The organism is Photobacterium sp. WH24 (genome assembly GCF_019204055.1).
Classification (GTDB): Bacteria; Pseudomonadota; Gammaproteobacteria; order Enterobacterales; family Vibrionaceae; genus Photobacterium; species Photobacterium arenosum.
Genome location: NZ_JAGSOZ010000009.1, coordinates 182,910 through 199,234, shown reverse-complemented (window position 1 = coordinate 199,234; position 16,325 = coordinate 182,910). Strand labels below are relative to the sequence as shown.

The 16,325-nt window shown below is 48.5% G+C and carries 11 protein-coding genes; 6 read left to right on the top strand and 5 right to left on the bottom strand.

Annotated elements, in window-relative coordinates:
- Positions 1–11: 11 nt before the first annotated feature.
- The 3 genes from KCG43_RS12950 to KCG43_RS12940 all read right to left on the bottom strand — a co-directional run bounded on the left by KCG43_RS12950 (position 12) and on the right by KCG43_RS12940 (position 4,191).
- Complete coding sequence (locus tag KCG43_RS12950) at positions 12–1,352, bottom strand: putative O-glycosylation ligase, exosortase A system-associated (protein WP_218385399.1); 1,341 nt, start codon at positions 1,350–1,352, stop codon at positions 12–14.
- A gap of 401 nt (positions 1,353–1,753) precedes the next feature.
- Entirely contained in the window at positions 1,754–3,220 is a 1,467-nt protein-coding gene (locus KCG43_RS12945; protein WP_218385397.1) for an oligosaccharide flippase family protein, read from the bottom strand.
- A gap of 11 nt (positions 3,221–3,231) precedes the next feature.
- Positions 3,232–4,191, bottom strand: coding sequence for a hypothetical protein (locus tag KCG43_RS12940; protein WP_192016857.1), 960 nt, complete (start codon positions 4,189–4,191; stop codon positions 3,232–3,234).
- A gap of 524 nt (positions 4,192–4,715) precedes the next feature.
- Here KCG43_RS12940 and KCG43_RS12935 point away from each other — a divergent pair.
- Positions 4,716–6,254 carry a right-handed parallel beta-helix repeat-containing protein gene (locus tag KCG43_RS12935; RefSeq protein WP_218385394.1) on the top strand — a complete coding sequence of 513 codons (1,539 nt, stop codon included), beginning with the start codon at positions 4,716–4,718 and terminating at the stop codon, positions 6,252–6,254.
- On the opposite strand, the gene KCG43_RS12930 is transcribed toward KCG43_RS12935, so the two are convergent.
- On the bottom strand, positions 6,184–7,410 hold the full coding sequence (locus tag KCG43_RS12930) for a GNAT family N-acetyltransferase (protein ID WP_192016855.1): 1,227 nt from the start codon (positions 7,408–7,410) through the stop codon (positions 6,184–6,186). The two genes, KCG43_RS12935 and KCG43_RS12930, sit on opposite strands and share 71 nt — an antisense overlap.
- Positions 7,411–7,611: 201 nt before the next feature.
- Here KCG43_RS12930 and prsT point away from each other — a divergent pair, with 201 nt between their 5' ends.
- The 5 genes from prsT to KCG43_RS12905 all read left to right on the top strand — a co-directional run bounded on the left by prsT (position 7,612) and on the right by KCG43_RS12905 (position 14,198).
- Positions 7,612–10,380, top strand: a complete 2,769-nt coding sequence (prsT, locus tag KCG43_RS12925) for an XrtA/PEP-CTERM system TPR-repeat protein PrsT (RefSeq protein ID WP_218385390.1) — start codon at positions 7,612–7,614, stop codon at positions 10,378–10,380.
- Between the two features lie 68 nt (positions 10,381–10,448).
- Positions 10,449–11,237: a serine protease gene (locus KCG43_RS12920; protein ID WP_218385388.1), complete on the top strand. Its 789-nt coding sequence runs from the start codon at positions 10,449–10,451 to the stop codon at positions 11,235–11,237.
- Positions 11,234–11,674, top strand: coding sequence for a hypothetical protein (locus KCG43_RS12915; RefSeq protein ID WP_192016853.1), 441 nt, complete (start codon positions 11,234–11,236; stop codon positions 11,672–11,674). The genes KCG43_RS12920 and KCG43_RS12915 overlap by 4 nt, the downstream gene beginning before the upstream one ends.
- 81 nt (positions 11,675–11,755) lie before the next feature.
- The gene (locus KCG43_RS12910; RefSeq protein WP_218385386.1) at positions 11,756–12,238 is read left to right on the top strand and encodes a CreA family protein; all 483 of its coding nucleotides are present in this window, start codon (positions 11,756–11,758) and stop codon (positions 12,236–12,238) included.
- Between the two features lie 307 nt (positions 12,239–12,545).
- Positions 12,546–14,198 (top strand): AMP-binding protein, encoded by a 1,653-nt coding sequence (locus tag KCG43_RS12905; protein WP_255558032.1) that lies wholly within the window; start codon positions 12,546–12,548, stop codon positions 14,196–14,198.
- A 103-nt stretch (positions 14,199–14,301) separates the two neighbouring features.
- Here KCG43_RS12905 and KCG43_RS12900 read toward each other — a convergent pair whose 3' ends face one another.
- Positions 14,302–16,146, bottom strand: a complete 1,845-nt coding sequence (locus KCG43_RS12900) for a beta-ketoacyl synthase (RefSeq protein WP_218385381.1) — start codon at positions 16,144–16,146, stop codon at positions 14,302–14,304.
- Positions 16,147–16,325: the final 179 nt, after the last annotated feature.

The window sequence follows — 16,325 nt, the reverse complement described above, 5'->3', positions numbered from 1 at the left end:
TATTCAGAGCATTAAGTGGAGGACATGCCCTGTAACTGAGAAACCGGTTTTCTTCGCGCTTGCTGGCTGACCATCACTCTCACCTGCATACTTAAGGCCGCCATTGCTGCGGCTAATACCCAGAAAAGTTCAAGATACGCCAGCGAGAGCGCGGCCCCTGCCGTGCAATATCCCAGTAAAGACACCTGCATCATGCGCGCCAGATCAATCTGCCAGTGGTGAGTATCATTCCATGGCGGTCGCCCCAGTGTCACAATGACCCAGCGCATTTTCAGAAACAACAACAGAATAACCAGCATGAACAGAGTGAACCCGAAAAAGCCGTGATCACCCAAAACCTGAAAATAAATACTGTGCGCGGCCCAGCTTTCTTCTCCGGGGGGCGGCGTTTCAATAATATCTATTTTATAGATATCCAGTGCGAGCCTGTCCCACACCGGCTGAAAATAGGTGGCTTTAAATCCGGCTCCCAACACCGGCCGTTCCAGCGCCATCAAAGTGTGGATTTTCCACGAAGTCAGCCGGTTAGTGAAAGAAGAATCCTGAGTCGCCGTTTCTATCGTTTCCATCCTGTCATACCACTTGTCCGGTAACAGCAAGACAGAAACTGAAACGATAATTGCCACGCCAAATAATGTCAGAACTTTTTTGTTACTTCTGAACCAGAAGTAACAGCCAATCACAGCCAGAGCAAGCACGCCTCCTCTGGAATAAGTGCCCAGCACAGACAACACACACAGCACTAACATACCTATCAGCCCTAAACGGATCCACCTTTCCTGGACGGACTTTAACTGATAGATACATAAAGGAATCACCATACATAAAGCAGCGGCAAGGTGGTTATTGTCTGAAATCAAGTGACCAGTTGGCCCCTGGATTTTATGTCCGCCTAAACTGGCCAGGAACTTCAGCCCTTCCACGGCACCAAAGAAGCCCACTGACATCAATATCCCCCACAACAGCATTTCGAACTCATGCTTTTGCCGGATGATTAATGCAATCATGATGAACAACAGGAAGATCTTGGAAAATTTCTCCCATTCCGGCCAAACCAGTTCAGGAAAAATAATGGTGTTGTAGGTGGTTAAACCGGTATGAAGCCAAAACAAAATAGCAATGAAGACAACCCCGTCAAATATAACCGCGGGCTTCTTCCTGGAAAAAAGGTAAGTAATCAGCGTCAGCAAGGCAAACACACTGTTGTAACTGATCGGCTTGGCAAACCCGTAAACCCAATAGGCCGGCACAAATAAGCCCGACCACAACCAAAGTGACACTGCGATGTAAGAGCGTCTCAGAGCAAAACAAGCCAGGATCAGGAAAACGCTGATTAAGACGACATCTCTCATTTTCCAGCTCCCTAACGTCGATGCTTAGAATTTTTTTGCTGTTTTGCTAAGTATTCTTTGTATTCTTTGTCCTGCCTTATTGAGCGTACACAAAGATATACCAAGACAAACAGACCCATCGAGAAAAGGATTGATTCCACTGTTCAACTCCTTATCTGAGCGTGTGAAAAGCTCAGATCGTCTGGGCTTCCAGCTGGCATATTTAACAGATATTGTGACTTTTTTAACCACTCCTTTCACTATAGTTCCTGATTAACGAACCAACAAAATTTTGACTATGAATAATTTGTCATCAGTGACCCGAACAGATCTTAACAGTTGCAGTAGATTATTATGCAACTAATTAAGTCACTCTCAATCGCTATAGAGAAAATCCATCCGCTCTTCTACCCTCACTGACGTTAATCAAACATAGGGGTTCTGATTATTTTTCCTATTTTAGCTTGTATACTTCGATACTCCGGAATCACTCTGATTGAAACCGGCAATAATGCCAGCATAGAAACCGAATACACTAATACACCTGTTACTATACCCAGGAGTAAACCCCAGAAATGACTGTCTATTTCAGATACCACAGCAGTAACGCTGAAATACATCAATACTGAAACAGAAAACGGCACAAAAATAACGGGCAATAAACGGCTGGCCTGCAGCCTGATCACAAGCAAGAACACAGTTGTCACACACACCAGAAATATACCGCCAACCAGTAAGCGAACAAAAGACAGGCTGTCAGGATCGTCGTAGCCGCTACCATAAAAACTGCCAATCACTAACAAAATTGCCAGACAATCGCACTTAAATAACAGCGGCATCCTGGATTTTAAGATCAATACCGTTTGTATTAACATATACATAGTCATCACAATCATTAAGAATGACAAATTCTGCATGACTGGAATAACGTCAATCCATTTTTCTCCGAGAACGACATAGACAAAATCCTCCGCGATGGCGCATACCCCAAAAGACACAGGCATAGCAAGAAACATTAACAATGCCATTTGTGAATACAATCTTTCTTTCAGTAAGCTGTCCTGATCTTTCAGTTTTGAAAACACGGAAAATGCCCCGTGATTCATCGGGGCCAGAAAGTCAGTAAAAGGCAGCCAGGAAAACTCCTGCCCCATATTATAAAAACCGACGTTGCGGCTGTTAAGAATATTACCCAAGAGCAGCATGTCTACCCTGGAGCGCATATAACCAGACACAGAAACCAGATACAGCCATTTAGATATAACCCACTGTTCTTTCCAGTACTGTGTGCACCAGCGGGGCCGAAAAGGACAAAGAATATAGCTGGTGATCACTTCAATCACGGCCATCAATATAACACCGGCAATTAAAGCCCAGTAATTACCGATAATTAACGCAACCGCTATGGTACACACACTGCCGAGTGTTTTCGCTACCATTAGCATCATGGTTTCCATTTTAAAATTGAAGTTTTTTTCGAACAGATCCATACCGACATTATGAAAAGCAAGAATAACGGGAATAATACTGACAACACGAATGACCACTGCTATCTCTGGCTCACTGGTGTAAACAGCTACCCAGTCTGCCGACAGAAATAAAAAAAACGCGGACACGATACGAAACAGCAGATTCAAAGACCAAATACTGTGCAATTTATTTTCATCAGTCATATCTTCCATCAGCACATATCTTTTGGTCCCCACCGTTGATAGTGCGATGAAAAAATACACAAAAAACATAGTGAACCCGGCGATACCATAATCTTCCGGCGACAGTAAACGCACAAGCACCAGGGTGCTGATCAGCCCGATACAGCGGTTATACCAAATAGTGATCATAGACCACTTAGCACCCGAAAAAATCGCCTGGGAATACTGATCTGCCATAAGTTTCTGCCTTATCCCTGGCTGACTGCCATGTCTTTCGCCAGGACAATTTCTCCGTTCAGCTCCCGCAGAAACCACTCAATATAGCGCCGTGTGGTGTATTTTAGTCGCTCGCAATCTTTGGTGGTGGGCACATAAGGTGTCATTCCGGCCACCAGACTGGGGGAGTGAAAAGACAGTACAAACACGTCTTGCCCTATTGCCATCTGAGCTTGCGTGATGGCCTGAAGCTGGGAGAGATCATTGCCTTCCGGCGACAAACGGTGCCTGCTTATACGAAGAGCCTTTGCAATGAAACGGGTAAGGTGTTTGCTATTGAAGGTACGGCACCAGGCCGGACACTGATTGGCCTTTTTTGCAACCCGCTTGGAAACGGATAGCCAAGAACTGGTATGCGGAATATGCCGAATCGCATTTTCAACAAAAAGGGCATTGGTATATTCACTGAAATCAGGCCCTTGCTGATGGCTGAAATCACAGTAAGCACTGATACTGAGATCGACCTGATAACCCAATGTGCGCAAATGTTCACTGGTAACAGGGCCAAAACCGTATCGTCCCGCCAGATACGTAACCGGAGATACCCCTGACACCGCCTGTATTTTTTCTGTCAGCCTGCTTATTTTTTCATACTCAAGATCCGGTGCCAGATTACAGGGATAAGACTCAAAGTCGGTCACAGACTGATCATGAGAGACATTGGGCGGATTCACCCAGGGGTGCAAATGCGCGGCAAATTCAACACACTGCGCTGCGTTACTTTGGTAGTGGGCTATCACTTCCCTGCCTCCGGCACTTTCAACAAACGGATAGTCCATGGCCAAGGTGATCTTAGCGCCAGTCTCAATCAGTTCCCCCATAAAAGGGATCAGGGCATGATGGTGCGTAACGGCAGTATTGCGGCTATTAAATCCCTGATCCCAGTCAAATTCTTCCTCAGCATGGATCACTACCAGTAGTTTAACGTCCATCTTTTCTCCTGATTCGCTGCAATGCCAGCCTGCAACGCCACCATTTCTGAACTCACCGAACGCTTTATCCGAAAGCGGCATTTCGCTGATGCAGTACGCTGATAATTAGGGGTTCTGCTAACCGTGCTTTCCCCAGACAGCCTCCGGGGCTCGTTACAATCAACTTCAGTAACTTGCAGCCTGAGTAACTTGGCATACCTATGTTAAAAATGGCACATGAAGCACAGAGCCACCATGCCAGATCATAAAATTGTCTTATCTGCCACCTGAATAATTTCAAAACAGCTACTTGGGTTTCGCCTCAGTCAGCCTGGCTAACTACTTACATTTTCGGTTTTTCTGCTTTCCTAATCTCAGTGCTGCAACCCAATCTCTACCCACATTCAGTCTTGTATTACCGACTAACTATGGCGGATTTGTGGTACTTGCTTCACCCGATGTCAACATTATTACCTATACTCGATCTTGAATATTGTTTGACGTTAATCACACTTTTAAAGCAGATAATAGCCGGGAGCTGACTGATGATTTCGAAAGGAATAAAAACATATCTCGCGACAATCGGTGTTCTCGCTCACGTGATCCTCCTTGTTGCCGGTGTGTATCTGGTTAAACACTGGAGCGAACAAAGTCAGACCCTGCCCGCCGCTTTGCGCCAGTCAGTCAGTCACATTGAACAAGAGTTTCCAAGCCTGGCACCTGTCAATCAGGCTGTCGCCAGTATGGCCAGCAACCTCGCCAGCCCTTCCTATTTCTGGCGCGAATTTGATACAAAATACTGGCCATCAGTCGGGCCTGACTGGTCATCATCAGGCCCTAAGCCAGAACCGATCAAGCCCGCTTCGCTCGGTACCCTCTGGGTATCTGATGAACAAAGCTTTGAAAAAGCACTGGAAGATGTGTTACCCGGCCAGGACATAGTCGTGAAAAAAGGCACCTACTTTTTCAGCAGCAAGCGCCTTAATATCAGCCAGATTACACCCTCTGCATCGCGTCCCGTAGTATTGAGGGCAGAAGAGCCGGGTACCGTTCTGCTGCAGCTCGACGGGCTGGAAGGCATTGTGATTAATCAGCCCTACTGGACGGTATCAGGGCTGACCTTTAAAGGTGTTTGTCCCACCCCTTCCGATTGCGATCATGCGCTGCACATTGTTGGCGATGCCGATCACAGCCTGGTGCAGAACAATGTCTTCATCGATTTCAACGCCGCCATCAAAGTCAACCGGATGGCGAACAAGTTTCCTGATAACGGCATCATTCGTCGTAATCACTTTTACAATACTCAGCCAAGAGACACCTCGAGATCTGTCACTCCCATAAATCTTGACCATGGCAATGCCTGGAGTATCGATCGCAACATCATTCGTGATTTCATCAAGTCCGGCGGCAATCAGGTCAGCTATGGCGCTTTCATGAAAGGCGGCAACGAGCAAGGCATCATAGAAAACAACCTGGTTATCTGTAACAGCACCAGCCGGAAATATGATGGTTATCAGATTGGCCTGTCATTAGGTGGCGGCGGTATGGAGCAGGAGAATCGGCGGGGACAAATAGCTTTCGAAGGGGATAACCATACTGTGCGTAACAATATCGTCCTGCACTGCAATGACGTGGGTCTTTACATTAATAAATCCAGTAATTCACTGGTCAACAACAACATTTTCTATCATACCTCGGGCATCGACGTCCGGTTTGCTCAGTCCAGCGCCGAGCTGATTAATAACATTGTGAGCGGCAAAATACGGGAACGCGACCAGGGTAAAGCGTCGGCCTCCCACAATCTGATTCTTTCCCCTGACTATCTGACCGAAAAACAAAAACTGGATGATTGGTTTACCTCGCCAGCAATAGGTAACTTCTCGCCCAAAGACGATGCTATCAAAGCCAAATTAACCCGCAGTGCCACTGAGTATCCCGTGACGGCCAAAGGGGACAGTATCTCGGACTTTTGTGGCAACCCGATCAATGTGCAAGACACCTTTGCCGGCGCCTTTAAGGACAGTCAGAACTGCTTTCGGACAACACCCGACGCTTCAGGGCACGACGCTTCAAAGCACGAATAGCTTTCTTCACTGAATAGGTAAAATGCGGATAGCGGAACTGACTGATCGCCAACCGGCACTCACGGTTGGCGAAGGTTTTTTTGTAACGGGCAATCCCGCCCATGAAATCGTACCCCAGCGCCCCATTTTCCCAGGCATCCTGGATCAGCAGATAGTGCGCAACCAAACCGGGTTTCAGGTGATTATCGCCCGAGCCATAATTCAGCGCACTTAAATAGAACAGTACCCAGTTGGCATGGTGAAAATTATAAATCACCCCCAGATCGTCTTCCCCGGCCTGCAGGTGGTGAATGGCAATCCGCCCCTGAGGCAGCCCGCGGCGAATCAGCTCATGGTGAAAATGCAGAAAACCAGGATTTGCAAAACCACTTTGTTCTGATTTGCTGCCCCAACGGCTCAGGTGATATTCCGCCGCATGATTGAAAAGCTCAAGTCCCTGAGTGACAGAAGAAGCCGTGGTGATTTTCACTTCGCCCAGCGCATTGTACTTATTCAGGCTGCGCTTTATCTGATACCTGGCATTTCGCGACAAAAAGCTATCAAGCGTCTGCTGCTTGTCCTTCAGCGGGCCAAAATCCAGCGCAAAGCCGACCGACTCCCACACCACCTCTTTTTCTGCAAATGCCCGTTTTTCTGCAAGTGCCAGCCCGGATAAAACGGCCTGCTTATCTGCCCTTTCGCTACCACAATGCGCCGCCACAGACTGTGGTCCGTTACTGACAAAATCCACGTCCAGACTGGCGCCAATCTCAAAGAGATCTGTCCCGTTCATTTGCGACATCACACAGGCTGTCATTAATGGACGAACGGTATTGGCCAGCGTCTTGTCCATCAGAAAATCGTTATATTCAATCCAGATTTGATCCTGTGAAGGAATACCTGTCCGGTGAAGGCAAAACTGTCTGCCATAGGACAAACCAGCAATCTTTTTCTCTTTAATCACGATAATGCCCAGGCCGACAATTTTGTCCTCTTGCCGGGCAAGAACAACACAACAGTTGTCCACAAAACAATCCAGCCATGTCCCTATCCAGAGCCAGGACAAAAACAGGTTCGGTTCAGCCTGCTCCTCAAGCGCACACCAGTGTTCTGCTAACCACTTATGATCGGGGTTAACAATCCATTCGCACTGTATCGAACTGTTTTTGCTTTCCATTTTTCTACCCTGCGCCGTAATTTATCCGTTCGCATCAAGCATAGCAGAGCAAAGGGCAACGCACTTTTCAGGTACTTTAATGGCTATTTTTATCAGCACAGTGAGTACAAACAGACGTTTTATGTCAAAGCGATTGGCCGCAGTGTCAAAAATGTGACTATCCTAAAAAAAGTCCATCTGAAAATTCTGACAGGGATGATTATGGCTTTTTTACCTCGCACCACCTTTCATGTGCTGGCACTCGCTGGTGTTGTCGCTGTCACACTCACAGCCTGTGGTGAACAGTCTGTCGATGAGTACATGGCCAAAGCCGATACCTATCTCAGCAGCAATCAAATCAATGCTGCAGTTATTGAGCTGAAAAATGCCATACAGCAACATCCTGATGCCAATCAGGCCCGGCTGATGCTGGGTAAGATTTACCTGGACCAGGGCGATTATGCCAGTGCTGAAAAAGAATTGTATAAAGCACTCAGAAGCGCCGACGAGCAGGACACGATTGAACCACTGCTTGCCCAGGCCTATCTGGCCCAGAAAAAAACAACGGATATCATTGACCTGGCCAAACGGCCCCGCAGCCAGCAAGCTGAAGCACTGGCAGACATTTACGCGATAGAATCACTGGCTTTGTTGCTCGATAACGATCCCGATGGCGCTGAACAAGCCTTTCAGCGAGCCGAAAAAGCCGGACAGATCACGCTCTACACGCGCCTTGCCAGAGCCAGCTTAGATGCCACCAGAGAACTCAATGATACTGCACTGAGCCAGGTCAGCAATATCGTACGAGTGTATCCCGCCAGCAGTGATGCCTGGCTGCTGAAAGGCCATATTGAAACCAGTATGGGTCATAACAAAGCCGCAGCAGAGAGCTATCGCAAAGCTGTAGACACCGCCCCGAAAGCCTTACAAAACACCCTGTACCTGGCACAGGCGCTGGTGAAAACAGAGCAGTACCAGGAAGCAGAAAAGTATGTCGATAATCTGCTGACGGTATTAAGCGGTCACGTACTGAGCAATGAACTGAAAGCCACCATTCTTTACGCCGAAGAGAAACAGAGTGAAGCAAAAGTCCACGCCGATTTAGCCATCCGAAACGGTTCCAGAAATCTGCCCACTTACTTGATTTCGGGTGTCGTTGCCTATAACCAGGGAAATTATGAACAGGCCAGTGAGCGATTTGAAAAAGTCGCGCCTTTTGTCTCGCAAAACCATATGATCCAACGCCTGTATGCCTCCAGCCAGCTTAAGCTGGGTGACATTGACGGTGCCATGCAAACCATGAATCAATTCGATGCCACAGACAAAGCGAGCAGCGACTTTATCTCAGATATGAGCCTGGAACTCGCCAAAATCGGCCGTAATGATGCCGCTATGTCTCTGGCAGAAAAAGCCAATCATAACCCAACCACCAGCAAGCAGCTTCGCTTAGGATTGCTTCAGTTAGCCAGTAATGATACGACGGGGGTCGACACTCTCCAGCGCATTCTCGATACCGACCCGTCCCTCGCAGAAGCGAATTTGGGTCTTGCCTATTATTACTTAAAACAAGGCAGGGCCAACGAGGTCAAACAACTTGTCACTGCCTGGCTTGAACGCAATCCAAACGATCAGACTGCCCAGATGCTCAATGCCCTGGTGCTGCAAATTGAGAAAAAGCCCGATCAGGCGCAAGCAATCTATCAGCAGGTACTGGTAAAAGACGCCAAGAACTTACAAGCCACTTTGGGGCTTGGCCAGATTGCCGCCAGCAAAAATGATATGGACGCCGCTTTCGGTTATGCGCGCACCGCTTATTCCCATTACCCGGGAAAGAATCTGACCACCCGGACGCTGTACAAATATGGTCAGCTCAGTGGGCAACTTGACCAGGCTGTATCTCTGGTTGCTTCTCAGGTCGAAGCACACCCGGATAATACCGCACTGAAATTGGATCTGGCTCGCGGTTATATGCTGCAAAAACACCCGGACCAGGCACTCAGCCTCATGACGAGTCTGACACCCCAGCAGCAAACCGCCCAAAGCTGGCGACTGCTGGGTGATATCTATTTCAGTCAGCGCGACTACCGTCAGGCCGAACCGGCTTACACCAAATGGCTTGAGCAAGATGTACTCAGCCAGCCAGCGTATATGCGCAATATCCAGATTAAAGAATTGAACAACAAAATGAGAGATAGCCTGCAACTGGCCGAAAAGGCCGAGCAGTTATTTCAGAACACGGCGATCTTTTCACTGATGAAAGCCGGGCTGCAACTGAAACTGGACAATGCCAGCGCCAGCCAGGCCACACTGGATGCCCTGCCGGACAACGTAAAGACACAAGCGTATTTCATGCGATTACAAGCCCTGAATTACCTGCAGCGCAAAGACTATACCCGAGCTGTTGAATGGCAACGGCAACGCTATGCTGCCTCACCGGGGATCGCCAGCGCCAACGATGTGGCCACTGCTTATTCATTAAACCAGCAAGCTGAGGAAGCCATTGCATTTCTGCAGGGGGTCATCAAAGAATACGGTGATAAAGCCGCGCCCTTGCGCCTGACACTGGCCCAACTGCAATTTGAGCAACAACCTGAACAGGCTATCGCGCAGTACCGGCGCATTCTGGAGCAACAGCCAGATAATGTCGTGGCTTTAAATAATCTTGCCTGGCTGTATTTGTCTCAGGAAAAGTATCCGCAAGCCTGCGACAGTGCGTCGAAAGCCTTAGGATTGGCTCAGGAGCACCCACAGATTCAGGATACCTACGGTTATTGTCTGCTGAAATCAGGACAGGCCGCCAATGCACTGCCAATGCTGGAAAAAGCCTACAAACAGGCACAGACTAACCCTGAGATCGCCCTTCACTATGCAGAAAGTCTGCTGGCAAACAATATGAAGGAAAATGCGCGAGAAGTTTTAATTGGCGTGACGACTTCCGATCCTAAGCTGCTGATGCTAAAGAGCAAACTGGAAGAAAAAATCCGGCTGTAAACTCAACGCCCCGCAGTGCGGGGCGATAGGTTCCCCCCTTTTTCTGCCAGCGTGTAAGGACAAAAATCATGCTTTTCTGTACCCGTCGAGTCACCTTGTGCATCGTGCGAACTCTGTTCTGCCTTGGCTGCATACTGCTTACAACCACGCACACACAAGCCGCATTGCCAGACGTTATTGCGAAAATTAAACCTTCAGTTGTCGGAGTCGGCACTTACAACAAACTGGCGACGCCACGGGCTAATTTAATCGGGACTGGCTTTGTCGTCGGCGATGGCACACTGATTGCCACCAATAATCACGTTGTCCCCACTTCCATCGAAGTGGATACAAACACCGGCTTTGTTGTCTTTGTCGGGACAGGCACTTCACCGGATGTCCGCACCGCAACAGTCGTTGCACGTGACAGTGATCACGATCTGGCATTACTGAAAATCACTGGCAGCCCCTTACCAAGCTTGCGTCTCTCTCCGCGGCCGGTGCGGGAAGGTGAAATATACAGCTTCACTGGCTTCCCTATAGGTGCAGTGCTCGGCCTGTACCCGGTGACACACAGAGGCATGGTATCCAGCATTACGCCGATGGCAGTACCGGCCCGTACAGCAAAAGAGCTTTCAGTCGCACGTCTCAAATACCTGAAAAACCCTTATGTCGTCTATCAGTTTGATGCCACGGCCTATCCCGGCAACAGCGGCAGTCCGGTCTACCATCAGGACACAGGTGAAGTCATCGCTGTCATCAATAAGGTCTTAGTGCAAACCAGCAAAGAAAACGCACTGAGTCAGCCGAGTGCCATCACTTATGCCATTCCCGTTCGGCACCTGAATCAGCTGTTAAGCTCACGCTATAAACCATGAGAAAACATGCTGAACCGATCTCACTGTATGTTTCATTGAAAGAGCGGCAATTACTGATATGGATATGGCTGCTATTCAGTTTGTATGCTGCTTCTATCGCAGGGCTGACCTTAATGCCAGCCGCAGAGAAAGGATCACTGGCCGACTTAGATACTTACGGCATATCCGGCCTGGATAAACTGCTTCATGTACTGACTTATATGCTTTTTGCCATGCTGGCACTTTGTGTCAGCCAGCAATACCGTTTCTACCTTACCCTGCTGATCGGACTGATGATTTTTGGCAGTCTGCTCGAAGTTTTCCAGGGCGTTCTTCATCTTGGGCGCCAGAGCTCTTTTTCCGATGCCGTGGCAAATCTTTCTGGAGTCATGCTGGGCGGATTGCTATCTTGGTACCTGGAACGGCATGCAGCCATGAAAAGCAGTAGAAAACGCTAAATGTACGCACAATCCGCGAGAGCGTGATTATTATCCGACACCGTTCCACTCACTATTCTTACAGAACAATGGAGACTTTGAATGAAGCGCGCTCTGCTCTTTTCTGCCATGATCGCAGGAGCATCCTTACTGGCAGGCTGTTCAGACAACGAAGTCGGTGACGTCAGTCTGGGCGTATTTACCACTAAAGACATCAAACTGAATGTGCTCAGTGATCCGCTGATACCAGGCGTCACCTGCCACATTGCCAGTATTGAAGCGGATCTGGATTTTTCAGATCCCAGTGATTCATCCATTTCCTGCCGGCAAACCGGTGAAATTACCCCGGAAATGATCGCCGCTATTGATAAATCGAAATCGGGTGATGTGGTTTTCAAGAAGTCGAAAAGTGTCTTTTTCAAAACCATGAAAATTCGCCGGGTGTTTGACCACGACAGCCAGACACTGATGTATCTGTCTTATTCCACCAAAGAAACATCAGGCAGCTATAAGCACAGCCTGTCCACAGTGCCACTCTGGGGAACCAAAGCGTATCAGGCACCTGTCGCACCACAAGCACAGTAACTGAAATCCTTCATTCAGGTTACTGTTTACATTCAGTAACAAAAACACATGCATACTGCATCGCAGCTCTGACAATTCACAGAGCTGCTGCAGGTGTACAGCTAGTCAGTATCTCTTCCTGCTTTCTCAATGACTTAAACCGTTATTTTTGATCACTGAGTTAGATTTTTACCGCAAATTCAATACAGTAATATCTTGACGCTCCACCTAAAGCCGCATTTAATTATTTAACAAGATAATAACAACCACGGAATGGAACATTACAATGACTTTGCCTTTACAGCCAAACACATTAAGGGATTCGCTCATGACGCAAGCATTACCTCATGAACGCATGTTGAAATGGGCAGAAGAACGCCCGGATGACATTTTTCTCCGCCAGATCATCAACCGGCAGTTTACCGACTTTACCTATGCCGAGGTCGTAGATAAGGCACTACGCCTTGTCAGCGCATTACGTGCGCAAGGCCTCATGCCAGGGGACAAGCTAGGCTTGATATCGAAAAACTGCGCTGAATGGTATATCTGCGATCTGGCTATGATGCTCGGCAGTTACATCAGCGTGCCTGTCTTTCCTACGGCAGGTGCAGACACCATAGAGCACTGTCTGACTCACAGTGAAGCCAAGCTGATTTTCATTGGTAAGCTGGATGATAACCGCGCGATCAATACCGTCTGTAACAATCTGGAAGACATCATCACTGTCAGCTTCCCGTACCCGAATACCCCAGAGTGTAAGCACTCATTCAATGAGTTAATTGACTCGCACAACCCGAGTGAAGAGCGCCCTTCCCATCAGGACAACGACGTGATGTCGCTGGTGTATACATCCGGCACATCAGGGTTACCCAAAGGGGCCATTCTCTCTTACGGTGGCTTTGCTTTTTCGGCGCAGAACCTCATTGAGCATATCGGCATCGTCGACAATGAACGTCTGTTCTCCTACCTTCCCCTGGCTCACATCACCGAGCGTGTCTATATCCTGGGCACATCAATGATGGCAGGTGTGCAGGTTGCTTTTCCTGAATCACTGGATACTTTCATTGACGATGTGAAAATGCACCGCCCGACATTATTTATTTCAGTTCCCCGCCTCTGGACTGTGTTCCAGCAACGAATTCTGGAAAAACTGCCGCAGACAAAACTGAACATTTTGCTGAAAATCCCCTTTGTGTCCGGTCTTATCAAACGCAAACTGGCTGATGGACTGGGCCTGAATGAAGCGCGCGTATTAGGCTGCGGTTCAGCACCGGTTTCACCGGCCCTGTTGCGCTGGTATGAGAGTATCGGACTCAATATCACCGAAGCCTGGGGTATGACGGAAAACTATGCCTATGGCACACTCAACCTGCCGTTTCGTAGCGACAAGATCGGCACGGTAGGCAGTGCAGGGCCGGGTGTGGACATCAAGATCGCCGAAGATGATGAAATTCTGGTGCGTAGCAAAGGCCTGTTTTCTGGTTACTACAAAAATGACATCGCAACCAAAGAAAGCTTCAATGATGAAGGCTGGCTGCATACCGGCGATCTGGGCAGTCTGGATGAAGAAGGCTTTTTGACAATTCAGGGCCGGAAAAAAGACAACTTCAAAACAGCGAAAGGTAAATTCGTTTCACCGGTTCCGATTGAAAAACGCCTCTTTGAACTTTGTGGCATTGAAATGATGTGTGTGGTGGGTTCAGGTATGCCCGCCCCCATACTGCTGGCGGTAGCGCATGCTTACCCTAATTTTGACCAGGACAGATATGCGAAAAAAGTGAGCCGGGCAATCGACACCATCAATAAAGAACTGGAATCACACGCCAAGATAAAAGGTGTTCTGATGATCAAAGAACCCTGGAGTATTGAGAACGGTATTCTGACCCCTACACTGAAAATTAAACGTCATGTGCTGGAAAAACAGTATCACGATACCGGCTGTCAGTGGCCAAAAGATCAGCTCATCCAGTGGGAAGAATAAACACCGCAACCGTCACCACGGCAACAAGTGATCGTTTACCAGCGCAATAAAAAAAACGGGCAGCTTTAAGCTGCCCGTTTTTTTGTTGAAGACAACGAATGGGTTATTCGTAATCGGCGTACGGATTTGCCGTTGGCAATGCAATGGCTTCATCAAAGGCTGACAAAGTCAGGCTGTCCTGTGTCATTGTCACCGAGGTTTCATCCATCACAGACTCACCAAAGTCATAGCGGATTTCTTCCTGTCCCTGACAAGCCTGCTGATCATGCGCCGCGGTGACACCACGCACCTTAACATTACGTGCAAGATATTCAGCGATAGCAAGCTGCCCGTATTTCTTTTGCAGCATCGCCAGGGTTTTCTGTGGCGATAGCACCAGCGCTGATGCATTGTTGCCACCAAAGCCTTTGGCATTAATGATCACGCCCTGCATATCATCACCCGCTGTGCCGGCAAAGTAATGATCCATCAAAATATTCAGATTGGACTGATGCACATCATCGGCAATATGATCAATCGTTTTAATCCCCGGAATCCAGCCGTACTGCCAGACCCCCAGAGAAGCCATCAGCTGATCGCCGGCTGCCGCACTCATAGAATGACCAACATAAGATTTAATCGCCGTCACCGGCCAGTTTTCAATGCCAAAGGTCTTTGCCACCTCGTTGAGTATGTGGCTTTCCGTAACTCGGTTTTGCGGTGTGCCTGTACCATGGGCCTGGACAAAGGTTTTCTTCACACCGTCCGGGCCAAGAATGGCCTGCGCCAGTGCCGCAGCCTTCGCAACAGTGACATAGTTGCCTACCCCCGGTGCTGAGATAGATTTCTTATTGCCGTCAGCATTGATAAATACATCGGCAGCAGAACCATAGATATTTGCCCCCAGCTTCAAGGCCAGCTCTTCTTCCATCAGCACGACAAACTGGGCTGATTCTGCCATGGTAAATCCGGCATTATCAGAAAACGGACGACAGGCACGGCGGTTATCTACGGTGTCACTGTCATCCAGCGCGCAGATTTGTGCGTCTTCAGCTAACGCACCCATCACACGAAAACCTTCCATGATTTCAGAGACCACAGGCGCTTCAGCGTTTCCGACAATCGCCACTTTGGCCGCACCACTTTGAATGTCTTGCATGCCTTGACGCAAATTGTACAGGAAGGTTGCACAGGCCCCCATGTTGGTGCCCGTTGTCCCAACGCTGTTAATCACATAGCCGTTGATGAAATCGGCCGGCATTTCAGCCAGCGATAAAGCCATCATTTTCGAGCTGACCCGCCCGCCGGTAAGCGGTGCGGCAACCATACCAGCTATGGATTGATCATCAATCTGCGCCAGCGCACTACCGGCATACACAGCAACCTCGTCAGGGCGGATATGGGTCAGTATTTCCGACCAGTCAACACCCAGGGAATTGAGCGCATCTGAGGCGCCATAAATGGTCAGTTGCAGTCCGCGCGGATGAAACCGTGAGTTATATAACTTACCCGGTTCAAAGCCACGGGGAATGTTGCCGCCACTGCTGACAGGAAAAGTGACATAATCGGCCAGCAGTGCATCCAGCTCACCGGTTACCGTAATATGGACTTTGCTGCCCTCTTCTTCCAGGTGCCAGTTCTCCGGTACATGCGCAGGTAGCTTTGATTTACGCAATGTGAAACAGATCTGTTCATTACCGCCTGAAATCGCTGTTTTATATTGCTGCAGTACGCGATCAGGATCGAAGGTTTCAATACGGCGGATTAAGGTGCCGTCCTTGATCGCCTCAATCACAGTGTCAGTGACGTCACCGTCTGCCAGGCCCATTCGGTGCGCCAGATCTTGCCAGGTTGAATGCATATCGCTGGCCGGCAGCATGTCTGCCAGCATACGTTTATAACTGTGAAAACCTGAACTACGACCTGCGGCATTGATACCGCCCATTCCGACAATCAGAGGTAATTTCATTGTATGCTTCTTGCTTCATGATTTATTTGCCTATCAGATTACCAAGTTCCACTGGTATTTCACCTGGCTTTTACGCCATAATTACTGACATAAACGCCAAACCAGATCAAGAAGACGAATTTGTGTCGGCATGAGTAACCAGCTTCAGCTCAGGTTCAGAAAAAATCACCCCGTTTCTG